Source organism: Sphingomonas panacisoli (assembly GCF_007859635.1).
In the GTDB taxonomy this organism is placed as follows: domain Bacteria; phylum Pseudomonadota; class Alphaproteobacteria; order Sphingomonadales; family Sphingomonadaceae; genus Sphingomonas; species Sphingomonas panacisoli.
The window spans coordinates 1,173,762-1,191,153 of record NZ_CP042306.1 but is presented as its reverse complement, the minus strand read 5'-3'; the positions used below and the strand labels follow the sequence as shown (position 1 = coordinate 1,191,153).

20 protein-coding genes and 1 tRNA gene are annotated in these 17,392 nt (G+C 65.8%); 4 read left to right on the top strand and 17 right to left on the bottom strand.

The features are described from left to right. Positions 1-35: 35 nt before the first annotated feature. Entirely contained in the window at positions 36-785 is a 750-nt protein-coding gene (locus tag FPZ24_RS06050) for a polyphosphate kinase 2 family protein (RefSeq protein ID WP_146570181.1), read from the top strand. Between the two features lie 41 nt (positions 786-826). On the opposite strand, the gene nadA is transcribed toward FPZ24_RS06050, so the two are convergent. From nadA to FPZ24_RS05980, 14 genes are all read right to left on the bottom strand, one after another. Beyond that, on the bottom strand, positions 827-1,825 hold the full coding sequence (nadA, locus tag FPZ24_RS06045) for a quinolinate synthase NadA (protein ID WP_146570180.1): 999 nt from the start codon (positions 1,823-1,825) through the stop codon (positions 827-829). Between the two features lie 39 nt (positions 1,826-1,864). Next, a complete protein-coding gene (locus tag FPZ24_RS06040) occupies positions 1,865-2,653 on the bottom strand; it encodes a hypothetical protein (protein ID WP_240047638.1) in 789 nt (262 codons plus the stop codon). Between the two features lie 56 nt (positions 2,654-2,709). Continuing rightward, entirely contained in the window at positions 2,710-3,561 is an 852-nt protein-coding gene (locus tag FPZ24_RS06035) for an MBL fold metallo-hydrolase (RefSeq protein WP_146570179.1), read from the bottom strand. Between the two features lie 95 nt (positions 3,562-3,656). Further along, complete coding sequence (locus FPZ24_RS06030) at positions 3,657-5,186, bottom strand: M56 family metallopeptidase (protein WP_146570178.1); 1,530 nt, start codon at positions 5,184-5,186, stop codon at positions 3,657-3,659. After that, positions 5,183-5,551: a BlaI/MecI/CopY family transcriptional regulator gene (locus FPZ24_RS06025; RefSeq protein ID WP_146570177.1), complete on the bottom strand. Its 369-nt coding sequence runs from the start codon at positions 5,549-5,551 to the stop codon at positions 5,183-5,185. Before FPZ24_RS06025 ends, FPZ24_RS06030 begins: the two co-directional genes overlap by 4 nt. 281 nt (positions 5,552-5,832) lie before the next feature. Continuing rightward, positions 5,833-7,125, bottom strand: coding sequence for a glycosyltransferase (locus FPZ24_RS06020; protein WP_240047637.1), 1,293 nt, complete (start codon positions 7,123-7,125; stop codon positions 5,833-5,835). Between the two features lie 21 nt (positions 7,126-7,146). After that, the gene (grxD, locus tag FPZ24_RS06015) at positions 7,147-7,476 is read right to left on the bottom strand and encodes a Grx4 family monothiol glutaredoxin (RefSeq protein WP_146570176.1); all 330 of its coding nucleotides are present in this window, start codon (positions 7,474-7,476) and stop codon (positions 7,147-7,149) included. A 12-nt stretch (positions 7,477-7,488) separates the two neighbouring features. Next, positions 7,489-7,719: a BolA/IbaG family iron-sulfur metabolism protein gene (locus tag FPZ24_RS06010; RefSeq protein WP_146570175.1), complete on the bottom strand. Its 231-nt coding sequence runs from the start codon at positions 7,717-7,719 to the stop codon at positions 7,489-7,491. A gap of 1 nt (position 7,720) precedes the next feature. Further along, positions 7,721-8,044: a DUF1476 domain-containing protein gene (locus FPZ24_RS06005; protein ID WP_146570174.1), complete on the bottom strand. Its 324-nt coding sequence runs from the start codon at positions 8,042-8,044 to the stop codon at positions 7,721-7,723. 194 nt (positions 8,045-8,238) lie between these two features. Then, positions 8,239-9,240, bottom strand: a complete 1,002-nt coding sequence (locus FPZ24_RS06000; RefSeq protein ID WP_186729094.1) for an NADPH:quinone oxidoreductase family protein — start codon at positions 9,238-9,240, stop codon at positions 8,239-8,241. A gap of 267 nt (positions 9,241-9,507) precedes the next feature. After that, positions 9,508-10,104, bottom strand: a complete 597-nt coding sequence (gene leuD, locus FPZ24_RS05995) for a 3-isopropylmalate dehydratase small subunit (protein ID WP_146570173.1) — start codon at positions 10,102-10,104, stop codon at positions 9,508-9,510. A 97-nt stretch (positions 10,105-10,201) separates the two neighbouring features. Continuing rightward, the gene (gene leuC, locus FPZ24_RS05990; protein WP_146570172.1) at positions 10,202-11,638 is read right to left on the bottom strand and encodes a 3-isopropylmalate dehydratase large subunit; all 1,437 of its coding nucleotides are present in this window, start codon (positions 11,636-11,638) and stop codon (positions 10,202-10,204) included. Positions 11,639-11,663: 25 nt separating this feature from the next. Continuing rightward, complete coding sequence (locus tag FPZ24_RS05985; RefSeq protein WP_146570171.1) at positions 11,664-12,635, bottom strand: NAD-dependent epimerase/dehydratase family protein; 972 nt, start codon at positions 12,633-12,635, stop codon at positions 11,664-11,666. Positions 12,636-12,720: 85 nt separating this feature from the next. Further along, on the bottom strand, positions 12,721-13,395 hold the full coding sequence (locus tag FPZ24_RS05980; RefSeq protein ID WP_146570170.1) for a ferritin-like domain-containing protein: 675 nt from the start codon (positions 13,393-13,395) through the stop codon (positions 12,721-12,723). Positions 13,396-13,518: 123 nt separating this feature from the next. Here FPZ24_RS05980 and purS point away from each other — a divergent pair, with 123 nt between their 5' ends. Both purS and purQ read left to right on the top strand, forming a co-directional pair. Further along, entirely contained in the window at positions 13,519-13,746 is a 228-nt protein-coding gene (gene purS / locus FPZ24_RS05975; RefSeq protein ID WP_146570169.1) for a phosphoribosylformylglycinamidine synthase subunit PurS, read from the top strand. A gap of 126 nt (positions 13,747-13,872) precedes the next feature. Beyond that, a complete protein-coding gene (gene purQ, locus FPZ24_RS05970) occupies positions 13,873-14,541 on the top strand; it encodes a phosphoribosylformylglycinamidine synthase subunit PurQ (protein WP_146570168.1) in 669 nt (222 codons plus the stop codon). 132 nt (positions 14,542-14,673) lie between these two features. Here the strand turns inward: purQ and FPZ24_RS05965 are convergent, their stop codons facing one another. Continuing rightward, complete coding sequence (locus FPZ24_RS05965; protein WP_146570167.1) at positions 14,674-15,405, bottom strand: queuosine precursor transporter; 732 nt, start codon at positions 15,403-15,405, stop codon at positions 14,674-14,676. Between the two features lie 76 nt (positions 15,406-15,481). Between FPZ24_RS05965 and FPZ24_RS05960 the strand changes: the two genes are divergently transcribed. After that, a tRNA-Arg gene (locus tag FPZ24_RS05960) sits at positions 15,482-15,558 on the top strand. A 1-nt stretch (position 15,559) separates the two neighbouring features. On the opposite strand, the gene FPZ24_RS05955 is transcribed toward FPZ24_RS05960, so the two are convergent. Continuing rightward, on the bottom strand, positions 15,560-16,597 hold the full coding sequence (locus tag FPZ24_RS05955; RefSeq protein WP_146570166.1) for a CaiB/BaiF CoA transferase family protein: 1,038 nt from the start codon (positions 16,595-16,597) through the stop codon (positions 15,560-15,562). A 1-nt stretch (position 16,598) separates the two neighbouring features. Then, positions 16,599-17,381 (bottom strand): SDR family NAD(P)-dependent oxidoreductase, encoded by a 783-nt coding sequence (locus FPZ24_RS05950; RefSeq protein ID WP_146570165.1) that lies wholly within the window; start codon positions 17,379-17,381, stop codon positions 16,599-16,601. Positions 17,382-17,392 lie beyond the last annotated feature (11 nt).

Here is a 17,392-nt window from a genome sequence, read left to right as displayed (position 1 = left end):
ACGGCAGGTTGGCACATCACACGGAGACACGGCGAATGGCGAAGAAAGACGGCGGCGACGACCTCCAGCTCGGGTTGGTCCAAATGCAGCTCGCCCACGCGGCAACCGGCGAGCGCACGATCATCGTCCTCGAAGGCCGCGACAGCGCGGGCAAGGACGGCACGATCAAGGCGCTCACCGAGCATCTCTCGGTCCGCTCGACCCGCGTCGTCGCGCTGCCCAAGCCCAACGACCGGCAGAAGACCGAATGGTATTTCCAGCGCTACGTCGCGCAACTGCCCGCGGCGGGCGAGCTCGTGATCTTCAACCGCAGCTGGTACAACCGCGCCGGGGTGGAGGTGGTCAACAACTTCTCGACGCCCGAGGAACAGGCGCAATTTCTGAAGGACGTACCCGATTTCGAACGGATGTTGGTTGAAAGCGGGATCAAGCTGGTCAAGCTATGGCTCGACATCACCAAGGCCGAGCAGAAGGAACGGCTCGACGATCGCGCGAGCAATCCGCTGAAGGCGCTCAAGCGATCCCCGCTCGACGCGGTCGCGCAGGATAAATGGGACGACTACACCAAGGCGCGCGACGCGATGCTGCTCGCGACCAACTGCGCGGTCGCGCCGTGGATCTGCGTGCGGGCGGACCACAAGAAGAAAGCGCATAAGGCGATCATCCGCCACGTCCTGCGCGCACTGGCGCCCGACGAAGTGGCGAAGACGGTCGAGGCGCCGGACAAGGACGTGCTGTTCCCGTTCGAGGCGAAGGCGCTGAAGGATGGACGGTTGGAGAAGTAGCTACCTACTCCCCTCCCTGGAAGGGAGGGGAGCCGCCGAGTTCAATCCCCCGTCACCCTAACCGGCCCGAGGTCCCCCATCCCCACCGTCCCGCTCGCCATCGCGAGCATCGCGTCGAGGCTCTTCTTCGCCTTCAGGCGCAGGCTCTCTTCGATCTCGATCCGCGGCTCGAGGTCGCGGAGCGCGATGTAGAGCTTCTCCATCGTGTTGAGCGCCATGTAGGGGCAGATATTGCAGTTGCAGTTGCCGTCCGCCCCCGGCGCGCCGATGAAATGCTTGTCCGGCGCGGCCTTTTCCATCTGGTGGATGATGTGCGGCTCGGTCGCGACGATCAGCGTATCGCCGGCCATCTCGCCCGCGAACTTCAGGATGCCGCTGGTCGAGCCGACATAATCGGCATGGTCGAGGATATAGGGCGGGCATTCGGGGTGCGCGGCGATCGGCGCATCCGGATGCTGCGCCTGGAGCTTGAGCAATTCGGTCTCGCTGAACGCCTCGTGCACGATGCACACGCCCGGCCACAACAGCATCTCGCGCCCGGTCTTGCGCGCGAGGTAACCGCCCAGGTTCTTGTCGGGGCCGAAGATGATCTTCTGGTCCTTCGGTATCTGGCTCAGGATCTTTTCCGCCGACGACGAGGTCACGATGATGTCGCTGAGCGCCTTCACCTCGGTCGAACAGTTGATGTAGGTCAGCGCGATCGCATCCGGATGCTGTGCGCGGAACGCCGCGAACTGGTCGGGCGGGCAGCTGTCCTCCAGGCTGCATCCGGCATTGAGATCGGGCAGCACGACGATCTTGTCGGGCGACAGGATCTTGGCGGTTTCCGCCATGAACTTGACCCCACAGAACGCGATCACCTCGGCGTCGGTCGCCTGCGCCTTTTTGGACAGATCAAGGCTGTCACCGACGAAATCGGCGAGGTCCTGGATTTCCGGCTTCTGATAGTAATGCGCCAGGATCACCGCATTGCGCTCTTGGCGCAAACGGTCGATTTCGGCGCGGAGGTCGAGGCCCTTCAGGTGCGGATGCTGTTCCATGCCGAAGACATGGCCCCGCAAAGGACCGCGATCAAGCGTCTAGCGTCCCGTAATCAAGGGACCGGTGGGCGGCGGTGGGAAATCCAGCGGCGGCACCTCGGCGCCCGGCGAGCCCGCCGTGACCGCAGTATAGATCGCGCTCCCCACCGGACTATAGGTGATCGCCTCCGTCACGATGAACGATGCGATCATCACGGCGACGCCACGGCTCCACGCCGGATGCACCGTGCCCGTGCGGCGACGATCGGCGATCATGCCGATGACCGGGAAGATCAGGCACGCCGCGAACGCCGCCTCCCATCCCCACGGCACCAGCAACGGCATCGGCAGCAAGCGCCCGAACGCCGGCCCCAGCAGCATCGACATGCCGCAATAATGCAGCCGGCGATGCCATTCGGTGCGCCGCCGCATGACGACCGCGGCGGCGGTCAACCCGACGAAAGTGAAGACCGTCATCGGATCGAAAATCAGGAACTGGAGCGGACGGAAGATGAAGGGAACATGCCCCGCGCGCACCATCGCCACCGTTACGGCGCAGCCCAGGAAAACCATCGGCACGGTCCACATCACGGCGATCCAGCCGAGCTTGCGATGCAGCGTCATCGACCCGCGCGTGACGAAGACGTTCTGGAGCAGATAGATCACCCACCAGCCCATGAAGACGATAGCATGGGCATGGACCAGCGGCGGCGAGCGGAAGGTCGATCGGCCCGCCGCGAGTTGCAGCGAGAAACCGGCGATGATCGTCACCGCCATGACGAGCGCCATCTTCAGAAAGAAATTGTCGTCGCGCGTCGGCGCGATAGGCGGTGCGGCGAGTGTAGCCATGATTCATCCCCCCGGATCGATCAGGCACCTTGTATATCAGTCGCGAGATCGTTTCGCTAGCGGCGCCAGTTATCGCCGTCCTGGCTGGCCAGCCCCCGCGCCTGCAAATCGATCAGATGCGCCAGCACCGATCGCTCGGCGGCGGGAAACAGGCGCGGGTCGATCCCGACATACATTTTCGCGACCATCGCCGGGATGTCCTGCGGCGCGGCGTCGAGCAGGCGCAGTATCTGCCCCTCGCGCTGCTTGCGATGGCCGATCAGCCCGCGCACCAGCCGCTGCGGCCGATCGACCGGGTCGCCATGCGCGGGGTAATAGATGCGGTCGTCGCGATCCTGCAGCTTGGCGAGACTCGCCATGTACGCCGCCATGTCGCCGTCGGGGGGCGAGACGATCGTGGTCGACCAGCCCATCACATGATCGCCGGTGAACAGCGCCTTGGTCTCGGGCAGCGCGAAGGCGAGATGGTTGCTGGTGTGGCCCGGCGTCGCGAGCGCGGTCAGCGTCCAGCCCTGTCCCGACACGCTGTCACCCTCGCCCAGCACGCGATCGGGCGCATAGTCCGCGTCGAAGCTCGCATCGGCACGCGGGCCGAGATCGTCGAGCGCGAGCGGCGCGCACCCGACGATCGGCGCCCCCGTTGCGGCCTTGAGCGGCGCGGCGCCGGGGCTGTGATCGCGATGCGTATGCGTGATGACGATCGCGGTCACCGGCCGCCCGCCGATCGCGGCGATCAGCGCGTCGATATGCTCGGGATAGTCAGGCCCGGGATCGATCACAGCCAGATCGGTGGTGCCGACCAGGTGCGTCTGGGTGCCGGTATGCGTGAAGGGCGACGGATTGTTCGCCAGCACCCGCGTCACCAGCGGTTCGAGGACCTGCGGCACGCCGGGCTGTTGTTCGCTCATGCCGGCGAGATGGCCCGGCAAGCGGCGCTTAGCAAGGGTTCAGGGCGGCGCGTGACCGGCGCCGCCCATTCCCCCTCCCTCCTAGGCTCGTGAAATCAATCGCGCTCGGCGCGCTCCGCCTCCATGTCGCGGATCGCTTCGTCGATCCCGTCGAGGGCGTCCCGTCGACCTTCGCCCGTCAGATTGTCGTTCCGCATCATGCTTTCGCGGGCGCGGCGCAGCCCTTCCAGCGCGCGGTCATAGGACATGCGCTGGATATCCTTCGCGCGCATCGCGCGGTCGGCCGCCAGGCTCGCCATCCGCTGGATGCGGTTGGTGCAGATCATCATGATCCGCCTGTCGCCTTTCTGCTTGTTGATCACGGTGGCGTCACCGCCGCCCTTGCAGTCGCCCGACCGGACATCGGGAATGTTCTTGAGCTCCGGCATGTCCGCCAGCTCGGGCATGTCCGGCACGTCGGGGATGTCCGTGACGTTCTCGCTGATCGTGTTGCCGTCCTTGTCGATCTTGACGATCTTGATCTTCTTGACGCGGGCGGGCGGCGCCGCGGCCTCGGGCGGCGCAGGCGGGGCCGGCACTTCGGCACCTTCGGGCATTGCGGGCGCCGTCGGCGGCATGCTCTGCGGCTTGGCGTCGAACTTGGCGATGTCGATCCCGGTCGCTTTTTCGACGCCGGCGCGCACGCTGGCGGCGGCGGCGGTACCGCTGGCGGTGCCGGCGAGCCCGACGATCATCAGCGCGGCGACGGCGGTGCCGCCCAGCGCTAGGCGAGTACGCGAGCGCGTTCCGGTGGTAAGCATCTTCAACCGTCCTTTCAGGTCGTTGATCGTGTGGAGGTGGCATGCCGCCGACACCGCACCGCCATGCGCCGCCTTGACGATCGCGCAGGCATAAGTGTGGCGGTCGATCGCCGAGCGTCCGGCGAGCACGCGGGCGTCGTTGGCCATTTCCTGGTCGCTGCGGAACGCGCGGAAGGCGCGCCACGCGAGCGGATTGAACCAATGCAGCGCCAGCACGCCGAGCGCGATCCAGTTGGCGAACAGGTCACCGCGCTGGTGGTGGCCGAGTTCATGAAGCAACGCGAGTTCACGCTCGTCGGCGTCGTACCGCTCGGCGAAATCGCGCGGGAAGGCGACGTAGCGGCGGAAGATACCGAACGCGAGCGGTCCCGACGCCGCTTCGGTCTCGATCACGTCGATCGCCCCGGCGCGCTCGCTCAGCGTGCTGCCCGCGATCATCCGGCGGCAGAACCGCCAGTGGCTGATCGCATGCCAGCCGATAAACGCCGCCGCGCCGACACCCCACAGCACGGCCAAGGGCAGTCCGAGCGAGGAAAACAGGGATGCAGGCGCGGCGGCCGAGCCTCCGAGCGGCTCGATCACGTAAACGGTCAATGTCTGGGCCAGATCGGGCGTGGCGACCGCGGCGGCCGCGCTCTTCCACGCCGGCAATTGCGGCAGCGGCGGCAGGACCAGGCGGATCGCCGGCAACGCCCACAAGGCGTATGCGATGCCAGGCCCGAAGGTACGGCGGACGGGAGCGCGGATGACGAGCACGATCGCCATCAGCACGGCCGAGGCGATCAGCGCCTCGATTCCCCAGCTGATTGAAACGCCGCCGTTCACGATTTGAGATCCTTCAGCAGCGCTTCGATCTCGGCGATGTCCTGGTCGGTCAGCTGATCGCGTTCGGCGAGATGCGCCACCAACGGGGTCAGCTTGCCGCCGAATAGCCGGTCGATCAGCCGTTGCGATTCACCCGCGACATAATCTTCGCGCGCGACGATCGGCCGATAGAGATAGCGGCGGCCATCCTCCTCATGCGCGATCGCGTTCTTGGCGAGCAGGCGGCCGAGCAACGTCTTGACCGTGTTCGCGCTCCAGTCGCGCTCGGGGGGGACGCGTTCGGACACGTCCTGGGCGCTGAGCGGGCTTTGCTCCCACAGCACTTCCATCACGGTGTGTTCGGCATCGCTGATACGTTCGGCCACGACTCGCTCCCGCTATGATTACGTCTGTAATCGCACTGATTACGGCCGTGGTCAAGCGGGGTCGGTCAAGATCGGGGAAATCGTCGGAAAAACTTACAGGCCCAACCGCGCGATTTGCACCGTTAACCATCGAATACCGCAGAATTCCGCGCCTCGTCCAAACTGGCACGCGCTCTGCAAGGTATCAGGCGCCCGAGCGGTTTCCCGCTTCAGCAGGGTGGACCGGCGCTTCCCCCGATCTCGCGCCGGTCCACCCTCACCCGGCTCTTCCTACAATCAGATCATTCGGCCGCGGCAAGCTGCATAGGATCGGCGTGCGCGACGCCGGGAAAGCGCCAGCCCTTGCCCGACCCCGCGCGCGCGGCGGCATGCGCCATCGCCTTGGGATAAATATGCCCGAGCAGATGCTCGAACGTTCGCCGCCAGCTGAAATTGTCCTCGACATGCGCGCGGGCGGCCAGGCCGATGGCGTCGTGGTCGTCGCCCCAGAGCGACACGACGTTCCGCGCCATCGCGGTCGTGTCGTCGACCGGGCCGAGCAGCCCCAGCCCGTGCGGCACGCGATCGGGCATCGCACCCGACGCCACCCCGACCACCGGCAAGGCGCACGCCTGCGCCTCCAGCACCGAAATGCCGAACGTCTCGTCCGCCATCGCCGATACGTAGAGATCCGACGACGCCAGCGCGCGGGCGAGTTCGGCGCGATCCTTTTCGAACCCCGGGAACGCGATCGGCAGTCCCGCTGCTTCGGCCTGGAGCCGCGCCATCAGCTTGCCGTCGCCCATCATCACCATCGCCGCGCCGAAATCGGCGGGCAATATCTTGAACATGTCGATCAGGCGGTCGGCGCGTTTCTCGTTATCGACGCGGCCGGCATAGATCAGCAGCGGCCCGTTGCCCGGCAGGCCGAGCTCCTGGCGATAGCCGGGGTCGCGCTTGTCGGGCGAAAACATCTCGATATCGACGCCGAGCGGCAGGACGTCGGTGCGCGTGATCTTGCGCCGGCCCAGCGCCGCGCGCGCATCTTCGCTCAGCGTGTAGACCCAGTCGAACTCGCGATAGGTGATCTCGGCATAGCCATAGCTCAGCCATTGCAGTGCCCGCGCGATCGTCTCGCCGAACTTCGCCTGGCCGACGCGATAGACGTGCGCGTTGGGGAAATCGGTGCGGTAGCCGGCGATCAGCGTCGTTTCCGGAAAAGCTTTGCGATGATTGATCGCGGTCCAGGGCAGCACCCACGGGCACAGTGACTCGATCACGTCGGGCCGATACCGCGCCAGGATGTCGCGCACCGCCTTGGTTCGCAGGATGAAGCGGTAATTGGGGCTGCCGCGCACCGGCTCGGCGCCGACCTCCGCGAAAATGTGCCGACCGTTGACCGTGATCCGGTCTTCCGGCCCCGGCACGATCTGCAGCAGATGATGCGGCGTGTGCGTCAGCACATAGTCGCGCTTCTCGCGCAGATACGTGCTGATCCCGCCGCCCCCCGACGGAGCATAGCTTTGCGTCAGGTCACACAAAATCAGCGGGCCGGCCGTACCCGGCCGCCGCGGAAAGTCGCTGTTGAGGAGCACTAAGCCCTCCCTTTTACTCTATTACGCTGGCGTAACGCCTTGATCGGCGAAGAGTTGCGCAAGCTCTCCGCTCTCGTACATTTCCATCATAATGTCGGAGCCGCCGACGAACTCGCCCTTGACGTACAGCTGGGGGATGGTCGGCCAGTCGCTATAGGCCTTGATACCCTGACGGACTTCCTGATCCTGGAGCACGTCGACGCTGTCGAATTCGACGTTCAGATGCTGAAGGATCGCGATCGCGCGGCTCGAAAAGCCGCACTGGGGAAACAGTGGGCTGCCCTTCATGAACAGCAGCACGTCGGCGCCGTTGACGAGCCCCGCGATACGCTCCTGGGTTTGGTCGGTCATCGATCTACTCCTTCACTCGACCGCGGTAGTGAGCTGCAACGCGTGCAGCACGCCGCCCATGCGGTCGCCCAATGCGGCATAAACGGCCTGATGCTGCTTGATCCGTGGCTGCCCGGCGAACGAGGCACTGACGACGCGCGCGGCATAATGATCGCCGTCGCCGGCGAGATCGGTGATCTCGACCCGGGCGTCGGGAATGCCCGCGACGATCAGCGCTTCGATGTCGGCCGCGGCCATCGGCATGTTATTTGGATTCCATCAGCTGACGACGTGCCTCGATCGCCTGCTCTTCGATCGCCTTGCGGACCATTGCGTCATCGACCTCGACGCCCGCCGCGGTCAGATCGCCCAACAGCTTGCGCACGACGTCCTCGTCGCCGGCTTCCTCGAACTCGGCCTGAATGACGGCGCGCGAATAGGCCTCGGCTTCCTCCGGCGTCAGCTTCATCAAGTTCGCGGCCCATTGGCCGAGCAGTTTGTTGCGGCGCGCGGTGACGCGGAACGCCATCTCCTCGTCGCGCGCGAACTTGGTCTCGAAAGCGCGTTCGCGGTCGTCGAAGGTGGTCATGGCTGCTCCCTGGCCGGTTGTTACGGGTTGGGAGATAGGGTGGCCGATTGAGTATGCCAAGCCGTCAATCCTCCCCCGCCAGGGGGAGGTGGCGCCGAAGGCGACGGAGGGGGCGGATACGGGCGGATAGTTGGTCGCCGTCCTCCCCCTCCGTCAGCTGCGCTGACACCTCCCCCTGGCGGGGAGGATTTGGTTTAATCCGCGACCTTAACCACCAGTTTCCCGATCGCGCCCCGCGCGGCCATCTTGGCGATCGCCTTGCCGCCCTCATCGAACGCGAAGGTCTCGGTGACGCGCGGGGCGATCTTGCCATCCTTCCACAGGCGGAACAGGCGATCGATATGCGCGCGGTTGGCCTGCGGATCGCGCGCCGCGAAGGCGCCCCAGAACACGCCGCACACGTCGCAGCTCTTGAGCAACGTCAGGTTGAGCGGCAGTTTCGGGATACCGGCGGGGAAACCGACGACAAGGTAGCGCCCTTCCCAGCCGATCGAGCGCAAAGCCGGCTCGGCATAGTCGCCGCCGACCGGATCGTAGATCACGTCGTAGCCGCCTTTGCCGCCGGCCGCCTTGAACTGCTCGGCCAGCGCCTTGGACTGATCCTTGTCGAACGGCGCGCGGCCATAGACGATCGTGTCGTCCGCCCCCGCCTCGCGACACGCCGCCGCCTTTTCCTCCGACGACACCGCCGCGACGACGCGCGCGCCGAACGCCTTGCCGAGTTCGATCGCCGCGAGGCCGACCCCGCCCGCCGCGCCGAGGACGAGCATCGTATGCCCCTCCTTCAAATGCCCGCGGTCGAGCAAGGCGTGGATCGTCGTGCCATAGGTCAGGATCAGCGACGCGCCTTCTTCGAAGCTGCGCCCGTCCGGCAAGGGAAACAGCGACGCCGCCGGCACCGCGATCTTCTCGACCAGCCCGCCAGCGCCCGTCGTGCACAGGACGCGATCGCCCGGTGCGAACCCGGTCACGCCCTCGCCGACGCTATCGACCACGCCCGACACTTCGCTGCCCGGCGCGAACGGGCGCGGCGGCTTCATCTGATATTTGTCCTCGATGATCAGGACGTCGGGATAGTTGATGCTGCACGCCTTGACCGCGACGACGACTTGGCCCGGCCCCGCGACGGGGTCCGGCAGGTCGTCCATCACCAGCGTTTCGGGTCCACCAGGTGCCTTAGACAGCAACCCCCGCATGCGCACTCTCCCGGTTAGGGTCTCTATTCAGGTATGATGTGGATCGTGATCGGCCGGACAAATCCGCTGGCTAGAAGCGCAGCGCGGTCGCGTAGCGGATAGCTACGCGCAAGCAAGCGACGACGTCCAGTGGACTTGTCCGGCCGACCGCGGAGCGGCGGGCCGATTTTGGCGCCAGGCGGCGTCGCTCGTCGGTCACGATGGCCTACGGCATCGCTCCCTCCTCGCTTCTTGCCCAACACCAAAATCGGCTCCGTCACGACCACGTCATACCTGAGTAGAGACCCTTAGCCACGGACGCTCTACGGCGACCGCGGATTCGTATTTCGAAATCGCGGTATCCCTTGCCAGCGTCAGCCCGACTTCGTCCAGCCCCTCTATCAGGCAGGTACGACGAAACGCGTCGAGCGTGAATTCGAAGCGGTCCTGGAAGGGGGTGGTGACGGTCATCGTCTCCAGATCGACGGTCACCTCGTCGGTCTTGGCGACTTCGATCAGCCGGTCGATCGCGTCCTGCGGCAGAACGACCGGTACGATCCCGTTCTTGACCGCATTGCCCGAAAAGATGTCCGAATAGCTTGGCGCGATAATCGCGGTGATGCCCAGATCCTTGAGCGCCCAGGCGGCATGCTCGCGGCTCGATCCACACCCGAAATTATCGCCCGCGATCAGGATCGGGCTGCCGGCATAGCGCTCGTCGTCGAAAATGTTGCCGGGTTGCGCACGGACCGTCTCGAACGCGCCCTTGCCAAGGCCGGCACGGCTGATCGTCTTCAGCCAATGCGCCGGGATGATCACGTCGGTATCGACGTTCTTCGCGCCCCAGGGATAGGCGCCGCCCTCAACCCGACGGACCGGGGTCACCTCGGCGGGGTTTCCGCCACTGCCGGACGCGCCATCGCCGCATAGGCGGCCACGCCGCTCAACACCGAACCGACCACCAACAGAATGAGTACCCGCTTCATCGCGATCCCCCCATCAATTCGCGGACGTCGGTCAGCCGTCCCGTGACCGCCGCCGCCGCCGCCATCGCCGGGGAAACCAGATGTGTCCGTGCTCCCGGCCCTTGTCGTCCTACGAAATTTCGATTCGAGGTGGAAGCGCACCTTGCGCCAGACGGCACTTTATCCGGGTTCATTGCCAGGCACATCGAGCATCCGGGCTCACGCCATTCGAATCCGGCGGAAAGAAAGATGCGATCGAGCCCTTCGGCTTCGGCCTGGCGCTTGACCAGCCCCGACCCCGGCACGACCAACGCGCGCACCCCATCGACGACCCGGCGCCCGTCCGCGACCGCGGCGGCCGCGCGCAGATCCTCGATCCGGCTGTTGGTGCAGCTGCCGATGAAGATATAGTCGACCGGCACGTCCTGCATCGCCGTGCCAGCGGCCAAGCCCATGTAATCGAGCGACTTCTGCGCCGCGACGCGCTTCGACGCGTCCTCGAAGCTTTCCGGATCGGGGACGATGCCGGTGATCGGCACGACGTCCTCGGGGCTGGTACCCCAGGTCAGCGACGGCGCGATGTCGCTCGCCGACAGCGTGACGACGCGGTCGTAGCGCGCCTGGCTGTCGGTCGGCAGCGTGCGCCACCACGCGACCGCCTTGTCCCATTCCTCGCCCTTGGGCGCCATTGCGCGGCCCTTGAGATAGGCGAAGGTCTTGTCGTCCGGCGCGATCAAGCCGGCGCGCGCACCGCCCTCGATCGACATGTTGGCGACGGTCAGGCGCCCCTCGACCGACAAGTGGCGGATCGTGTCGCCGGTATATTCGACGACATAGCCGGTCCCGCCCGCCGCGCCGATCCGTCCGATGATCGCGAGCACGACGTCCTTCGCGGAAACACCGAAGCCCAGGCTGCCCTCGACGCGGATTTCCATCGTCTTCGATTGCTGGAGCAGCAACGTCTGCGTCGCGAGGACATGCTCGACCTCCGACGTGCCGATGCCGAACGCCAGCGCGCCGAGCGCGCCGTGCGCCGAGGTATGGCTGTCGCCGCACACCAGGGTGGTGCCGGGCAAGGTGAAGCCCTGCTCCGGGCCGACGACGTGGACGATCCCCTGCTCGATCGCGAGCGCGTCGATATACGGCACGCCGAATTCGGCGACGTTATGGCGCAACGCGTCAAGCTGATTGGCGCTTTCTGCATCGGCAATCGGGATCGGCCGGCCTCTCGCATCGACGCGCGGGGTGGTCGGCAGATTATGGTCGGGCACCGCCAGCGTCAGGTCGGGCCGCCGTACGCTGCGCCCGCCCGCGCGCAACCCCTCGAACGCCTGCGGGCTGGTCACCTCGTGCACCAGATGTCGGTCGATATAGATCAGGCACGTCCCGTCGTCGCGCCGTTCTACGACGTGCGCGTCCCAGATCTTTTCGTAGAGCGTTTGCGGGCGGCTCATGACGAGCGCCCTACTCGCTTATTGCTTAATCGCAAGCGAGAAAGGAATTTTGTTGCGCGGGCGAGGTGTAATTGGGGTCGTGCTCGAACGGCAGTGTTTTGCCGTCACGCAACGCCGCCAGGATCGTGGCGAAGTCGGTCCGGCAGCGAAAGCCGAGGTCGCGCTCGATGAGCGAAGCGTCGTACACGCGCCCGATGCTGCTCGGTAGCTGCCAGCCACAATCGGCATACACCTGCGCCGCGTCGGGGAAATAACGCGCGATGACCCCCGGCGCGTCGCTCTTGAGCTGAGCCACGTCCACCCGCGCAAACGGCGTCGGCGCCGAGACGACGTACAGCCCGAACCCGACCGCCGGCGCCTTGTCGAGCGCCGCCACATGCGCCGCCGCGCAGTCCTCGACCGTCAGGCGCCGGTTGAGGAATTCGTTAGCCTTCATGTTCTCGCCCGATAGCGCGCGATGCGTGTCGTCGTCCTCCGGGAAGAACCGCGCGGTGCGCAATACGACCACCGGCATCCCGGTCTCGCTCTGGACCAGCCGGCACATCTCCTCCGCGGACCTTTTGGTAATACCGTAGACGTTGCGCGGCTGCAGCGGCCCGCTCGTCTCGTCGAGCCATACCGCCTCGCTCGCCGTTTCGTCGCGAATCGCCTGGGTGATCATCAGCGACGTGGTCGAGGTGAACACGAACCGCTCGACGCCTGCCGCGGCTGCTTCCTCGAGCAGATTCAGCGTGCCGGTCACGTTGACGTCGACGAACGACTGGCGCGGATAGCGTACGATGTCGGGCTTGTGCAGCGCACCGGCATGGATCACGCCCTCGATCCCGTGGCTCAGCATCGTCCGCTCGACCAGCGCGCGGTCGGCGACCGTCCCGACCACCTGCGTATCCGGCCCCGGCGCCACGTCCAGCCCCGTGACCTCATGCCCCGCTGCCCTCAGCATCGGCGCGAGATAGCGACCGAGCCAGCCCGTCGATCCGGTCAGCAAAACGCGCATGTCATCCTCCGTCGCCCCGGCGGAGGCCGGGGCCGCTAGCAATATCGCACAGCGGTCCCGGCCTTCGCCGGGACGACGGCTTCTTTCAAGCGGTCAGCGGTCGCGGCGCCGGTTCGTGCTCGAGCGCATCCGCCCAATCGGTCCGCCGCGGCAGCCACGGATTGAGGAACAGGAACGGGATCTTGAGGAACAGCAATTCGCGGTGGATCCAGAAATCCGTCAGCCGCTCGGTCCATTTCGCTTGCCGCCGCCCGGTCCGCGCCAGCCAATCGCGATACGGCATCCAGTGGCTCGGCTCGTCCTTCTCGACGATCCGGAAAATCTTCATCATCACCGGATCGTGCTTGATCAGCGGCGACTTGAGCAGTTTCTCGACCTGCCACATCCCCCGCATCTCGGTCAGCATGATCACGCGGCACAAGCGCTCGAACATCTCGGGCTCATCAATCACCTTCTGCGTGTCGAGATCGTCGATCGTGACGCCGAAGATGATCTCGACGAAGCGATCGATATGGCCGAGCGCGCGATCGACCTTCAACGGCATCTTGCCCTGCAGTTCGAACCAGCGGCGGAACATCGTGTAATGCTTTCGCTCGTCGGCGCGATGCTTCTCGATAGCGGCGATGAAGACGGCGTCGTCTGGCGCGCGTACCCTCACCGCCTCCAGCACGCGGTCGATCGACGTGTAGCCGCGATGCTCGTTGTAGAGGTAAATCGACGCCAGGACATCGAGATAGCGGCGGCGGAAAGCGGCAAACATGGGATACACTACTCCTCACCCCGGCTGCCGACAATGATGCCGATCAGCCGCCACGCTTGCGGCGAATCGTTGGTATCGCCATAGGGACGCCGAGTTCACTCCCACAGATCAGGATACGCCCCCATGAAGGTCCGCATCGTCGTCACCCTCAAGCCCGGCGTGCTCGACCCGCAGGGCAAGGCGATCCACAAGTCGCTCGAAGGCCTGGGGTTCGGCGGCATCAACGACGTCCGGGCCGGCAAGGTGATCGAACTCGACGTCGCGGACGGCACCAGCGACGACGATCTCGACGGCATGTGCCGCAAACTGATCGCCAACACGGTGATCGAGAACTACCGGATCGAACGATAGAAGCGTGACCGACATTTTTCTCTATTTGCCGTGCTCCGGCGAAGGCCGGAGCGTTGGAGAGGTAAGACCGGGTCGCCAACGCTCCGGCCTTCGCCGGAGCACCGTTGATATTGGGGAGCACCGCCGATGACCGCTGCCGTAATCGTATTTCCCGGCTCCAACTGCGACCGCGACCTCGCAGTCGCGATCGAGGCGGTGACGGGTCGCAAGCCCATCATGGTTTGGCATGCAGAGACGGAACTGCCGGCGGGATGCGACCTGATCGCGCTGCCGGGCGGTTTTTCTTATGGCGACTATCTGCGCTCTGGCGCGATGGCGGCGCGGTCGCATGTCATGCGCGCGGTGATGGAGGCGGCGGATCACGGCGTGCCGGTGCTCGGCGTGTGCAACGGGTTCCAGGTACTGACCGAGACGGGGCTGCTGCCCGGCGCGCTGATGCGCAATGCGGGGCTCAACTTCGTTTGCCGCGACGTCGAGCTTTCGGTGGAAAACGCGCAGTCGGCGTTCACCAGCCGCTATGCGCAGGGTGAGAAGATCCACATCCCGGTCGCGCATCACGACGGCAACTACACCGCCGATCCCGACACGCTCGACCGGATCGAAGGCGATGGCCGCGTCGCGTTCCGCTACACCGGGAACGTCAACGGATCGGCGCGGCAGATCGCGGGCGTGCTGAACGCCGCGGGCAACGTGCTCGGCATGATGCCGCACCCCGAACGCAAGATTGAAGCCGCGCATGGCGGCGACGACGGCCGGCGTCTGTTCGAGGGGCTGCTGGAGTTGGTCGGCGCCTGATCAGCGCGCTTGCAATGTTGGATTTCGCACGCCACGGTCGATGCAGCTCTTTGACATCGCCGGTTTTTTTGCCCAGCCGCGGAAGCCGGCGGAAGCACCGCGTTAGTGTCAACCTAGTGTCAACTTAGGCGGTCAGACCTTGGCGTGGAACGGGTTGAAATCGGTGCCCTCGTCATAGACGTCGACGCCCTCGCGGCGCTTGAGCCAACCGACGATCGCGTAGGTCGCGGGGGTCAGGATGACTTCCCAACTCACCTTCAGGACGAACTGGCTGAGCATCACCATCAGCATCGACTGCACCGGCCAATCGGGCGCGCCGTAGAACGCGAGCGGGTAGAAGATCAGGCTGTCCGCGCCCTCCCCCACGATCGTCGAGCCGATCGTACGCGTCCACAGATACCTGCCGCTCGTCCAGATCTTCATCTTCGCCAGCACGAATGAATTGAGCAGGTCGCCGACCCAGAAGGCGACGATCGAGGCGAGGATGATCCGCCAGCCCGCGCCGAACACGTACTCGTACGCCGGCTGACCGGTCCATCCGGCATCGGGCGGCAAATGCACCGCCACCCATTCCATTCCGGCGAGGAAGATCAGCGCGAAGAACCCGACCCACACCACGCGCCGCGCGCGGGCATAGCCGTACACCTCGGTCAGCACGTCATCGAGGACGTAGGACAAGGGAAAGAATAGGATCCCCGCGCCGAACGGCCACAACCCGACGAGCGGCAGGTCGATCACCGCGCGCTTCGACGCGCCGATCACGTTCGACAGCAACAGGATGACGACGAACGCCGTCATCACCACATCGTAGTAGCGGAATTGCTTGCCGGCGGATTCCCTCGCCGTCACCCGCGTCAATGCCATGCCTGCCCCCGATCGTTGCAACCGGGCTTATGATCGGCGTTCCTTCCCCGCGCAATCCGCGCTAGGCGAACCTCGGGCGCCCGTAGTTCAACTGGATAGAGCACGAGCCTTCTAAGCTTGGAGTTGCAGGTTCGAGTCCTGCCGGGCGCGCCACTTACAGTGTCGAGAATCGCGGTGCGGGCGCGGGTTGCATCACGCCGTCGATCTCGACGAACGTGCCGCGCGCAGCGTTGTGCGGGTGCGCGGCGGCTTCGGCCATCGACAGGACCGGCGCGAAGCAGACGTCGGAGCCTTCCATCAGCGCGCACCATTCGTCGCGCGTCTTCGACCTGAAGATCGCGGTCAGCCGCTCGCGTTGGGCCGGCCATTGCGCGCGGTCGAACTGGCCGTCGAACAGCGGTTCGTCGGTCAGGCTCAGTTTCTCGCGGAGCAGGGCATAGAATTGCGGCTCGATCGATCCGATCGCGACATAGCCGCCATCCGCCGTCTCGTACGTATCGTAGAACGGCGCCCCGGTATCGAGCAGGTTGGCGCCTCGCTGATCGCTCCACATGCCAGTTGCGCGAAAGCCCCACATCATCGCCATCAGCAACGCCGACCCGTCCGTCATCGCGCAGTCGATCACCTGACCTGGCGCACCGTTCTTCACCGCCAGCAATCCGCTGACCATGCCGAACGCGAGCATCATCGCACCGCCGCCGAAATCGCCGACCAGATTGATCGGCGGCACCGGTTTCTCGCCCGCGCGTCCGATCGCGCCGAGCACGCCGGACAGCGCGATATAGTTGATGTCGTGCCCGGCGGCTGGCGCGTACGGCCCGTCCTGACCCCAGCCGGTCATGCGGCCGATCACCAGCTTGGGGTTGTCGCCAAGCAACACATCGGGACCGATCCCGAGCCGTTCCAGCACGCCCGGCCGGAACCCCTCGATCAGCCCGTCTGCGGTCTTCGCCAACTCGCGGAGTTTGACGATGTCGTCAGACGACTTGAGGTCGAGTTCGACATAGTCGCGCCCCCGCAACAACGGATCGCGCGCGTTGCGCGTGGTCGGGCTGCGCGGATCGCCGGCGGCACCCGGCCGCTCGACGCGGATCACCTCCGCACCGTGATCGGCCAGCATCATCCCGCAGAACGGCCCCGGCCCGATGCCGGCCAGTTCGACGATGCGAATGCCGGTCAGCGGGCCGGGCATGTCAGCGCGGCGCCATCCGGATCGCGCCGTCGAGACGGACGTCCTCGCCATTGAAATAGCCGTTCTCGATCATCGTCAGCGCGAGCGCGGCGTATTCGGGCGGGTTGCCGAGCCGCTTGGGGAACGGCACCGACGCGGCGAGATTGTCCTTCACCTGCTGCGGCGCGCCCTGCATCAGCGGGGTTTCGAAGATGCCCGGCAGGATCGTGTTGATCCGGATGCCCTCGCCCATCAGGTCGCGCGCGATGGGGAGCGTCATGCCGACGACCCCGCCCTTCGACGCCGAATAAGCGGCCTGGCCGATCTGACCGTCCTCGGCGGCGACCGAGGCGGTCATCACCATTGCGCCGCGCTCGCCATCGTCGAGCGGGTCAAGGCTAAGCATCCCCGCCGCCGATTTCGCGATGCAGCGGAACGTGCCGATAAGGTTGATCTGGATGAGCCAGTTGAACGCTTCGAGCGGGAAGTGCTTGATCGAGCCGTCTTCCTTCGACCGGCTGGCGGTCTTCACCGCATTGCCGGTGCCCGCGCAACAGACCAGCACACGCTCCTGCCCATGCGCCGCGCGCGCCTTGGCGAAGCCCGCATCGACGCTCTCATCGCTGGTCACGTTGACCTCGCAGAAGACACCGCCGATTTCGGCGGCGACCGCCTCGCCCTTCTCCGCCTGCATGTCGAAGATCGCGACCTTGACGCCCTTCGCCGCCAGTGCGCGCGCCGTCGCCGCACCGAGGCCGGACGCGCCGCCGGTGACGACCGCGGATACCGAATTGTCGAGTTTCATCTCGTCTCTCC

Coding starts and splice junctions, on each gene's coding strand:
- nadA (WP_146570180.1), bottom strand. CDS start 1,825: ATGGAACAGCATCCGCACCTGAAGGGCCTCGACCTCCGCGCCGAAATC.
- FPZ24_RS06035 (WP_146570179.1), bottom strand. CDS start 3,561: ATGAGCGAACAACAGCCCGGCGTGCCGCAGGTCCTCGAACCGCTGGTG.
- FPZ24_RS06005 (WP_146570174.1), bottom strand. CDS start 8,044: ATGACCACCTTCGACGACCGCGAACGCGCTTTCGAGACCAAGTTCGCG.
- FPZ24_RS05965 (WP_146570167.1), bottom strand. CDS start 15,405: ATGGCATTGACGCGGGTGACGGCGAGGGAATCCGCCGGCAAGCAATTC.
- FPZ24_RS06040 (WP_240047638.1), bottom strand. CDS start 2,653: ATGGCTACACTCGCCGCACCGCCTATCGCGCCGACGCGCGACGACAAT.
- FPZ24_RS06010 (WP_146570175.1), bottom strand. CDS start 7,719: ATGCCGATGGCCGCGGCCGACATCGAAGCGCTGATCGTCGCGGGCATT.
- FPZ24_RS06000 (WP_186729094.1), bottom strand. CDS start 9,240: ATGCGGGGGTTGCTGTCTAAGGCACCTGGTGGACCCGAAACGCTGGTG.
- grxD (WP_146570176.1), bottom strand. CDS start 7,476: ATGACCGACCAAACCCAGGAGCGTATCGCGGGGCTCGTCAACGGCGCC.
- FPZ24_RS05980 (WP_146570170.1), bottom strand. CDS start 13,395: ATGTTTGCCGCTTTCCGCCGCCGCTATCTCGATGTCCTGGCGTCGATT.
- purQ (WP_146570168.1), top strand. CDS start 13,873: ATGACCGCTGCCGTAATCGTATTTCCCGGCTCCAACTGCGACCGCGAC.
- FPZ24_RS06050 (WP_146570181.1), top strand. CDS start 36: ATGGCGAAGAAAGACGGCGGCGACGACCTCCAGCTCGGGTTGGTCCAA.
- leuC (WP_146570172.1), bottom strand. CDS start 11,638: ATGAGCCGCCCGCAAACGCTCTACGAAAAGATCTGGGACGCGCACGTC.
- FPZ24_RS05950 (WP_146570165.1), bottom strand. CDS start 17,381: ATGAAACTCGACAATTCGGTATCCGCGGTCGTCACCGGCGGCGCGTCC.
- purS (WP_146570169.1), top strand. CDS start 13,519: ATGAAGGTCCGCATCGTCGTCACCCTCAAGCCCGGCGTGCTCGACCCG.
- FPZ24_RS05985 (WP_146570171.1), bottom strand. CDS start 12,635: ATGCGCGTTTTGCTGACCGGATCGACGGGCTGGCTCGGTCGCTATCTC.
- FPZ24_RS05955 (WP_146570166.1), bottom strand. CDS start 16,597: ATGCCCGGCCCGCTGACCGGCATTCGCATCGTCGAACTGGCCGGCATC.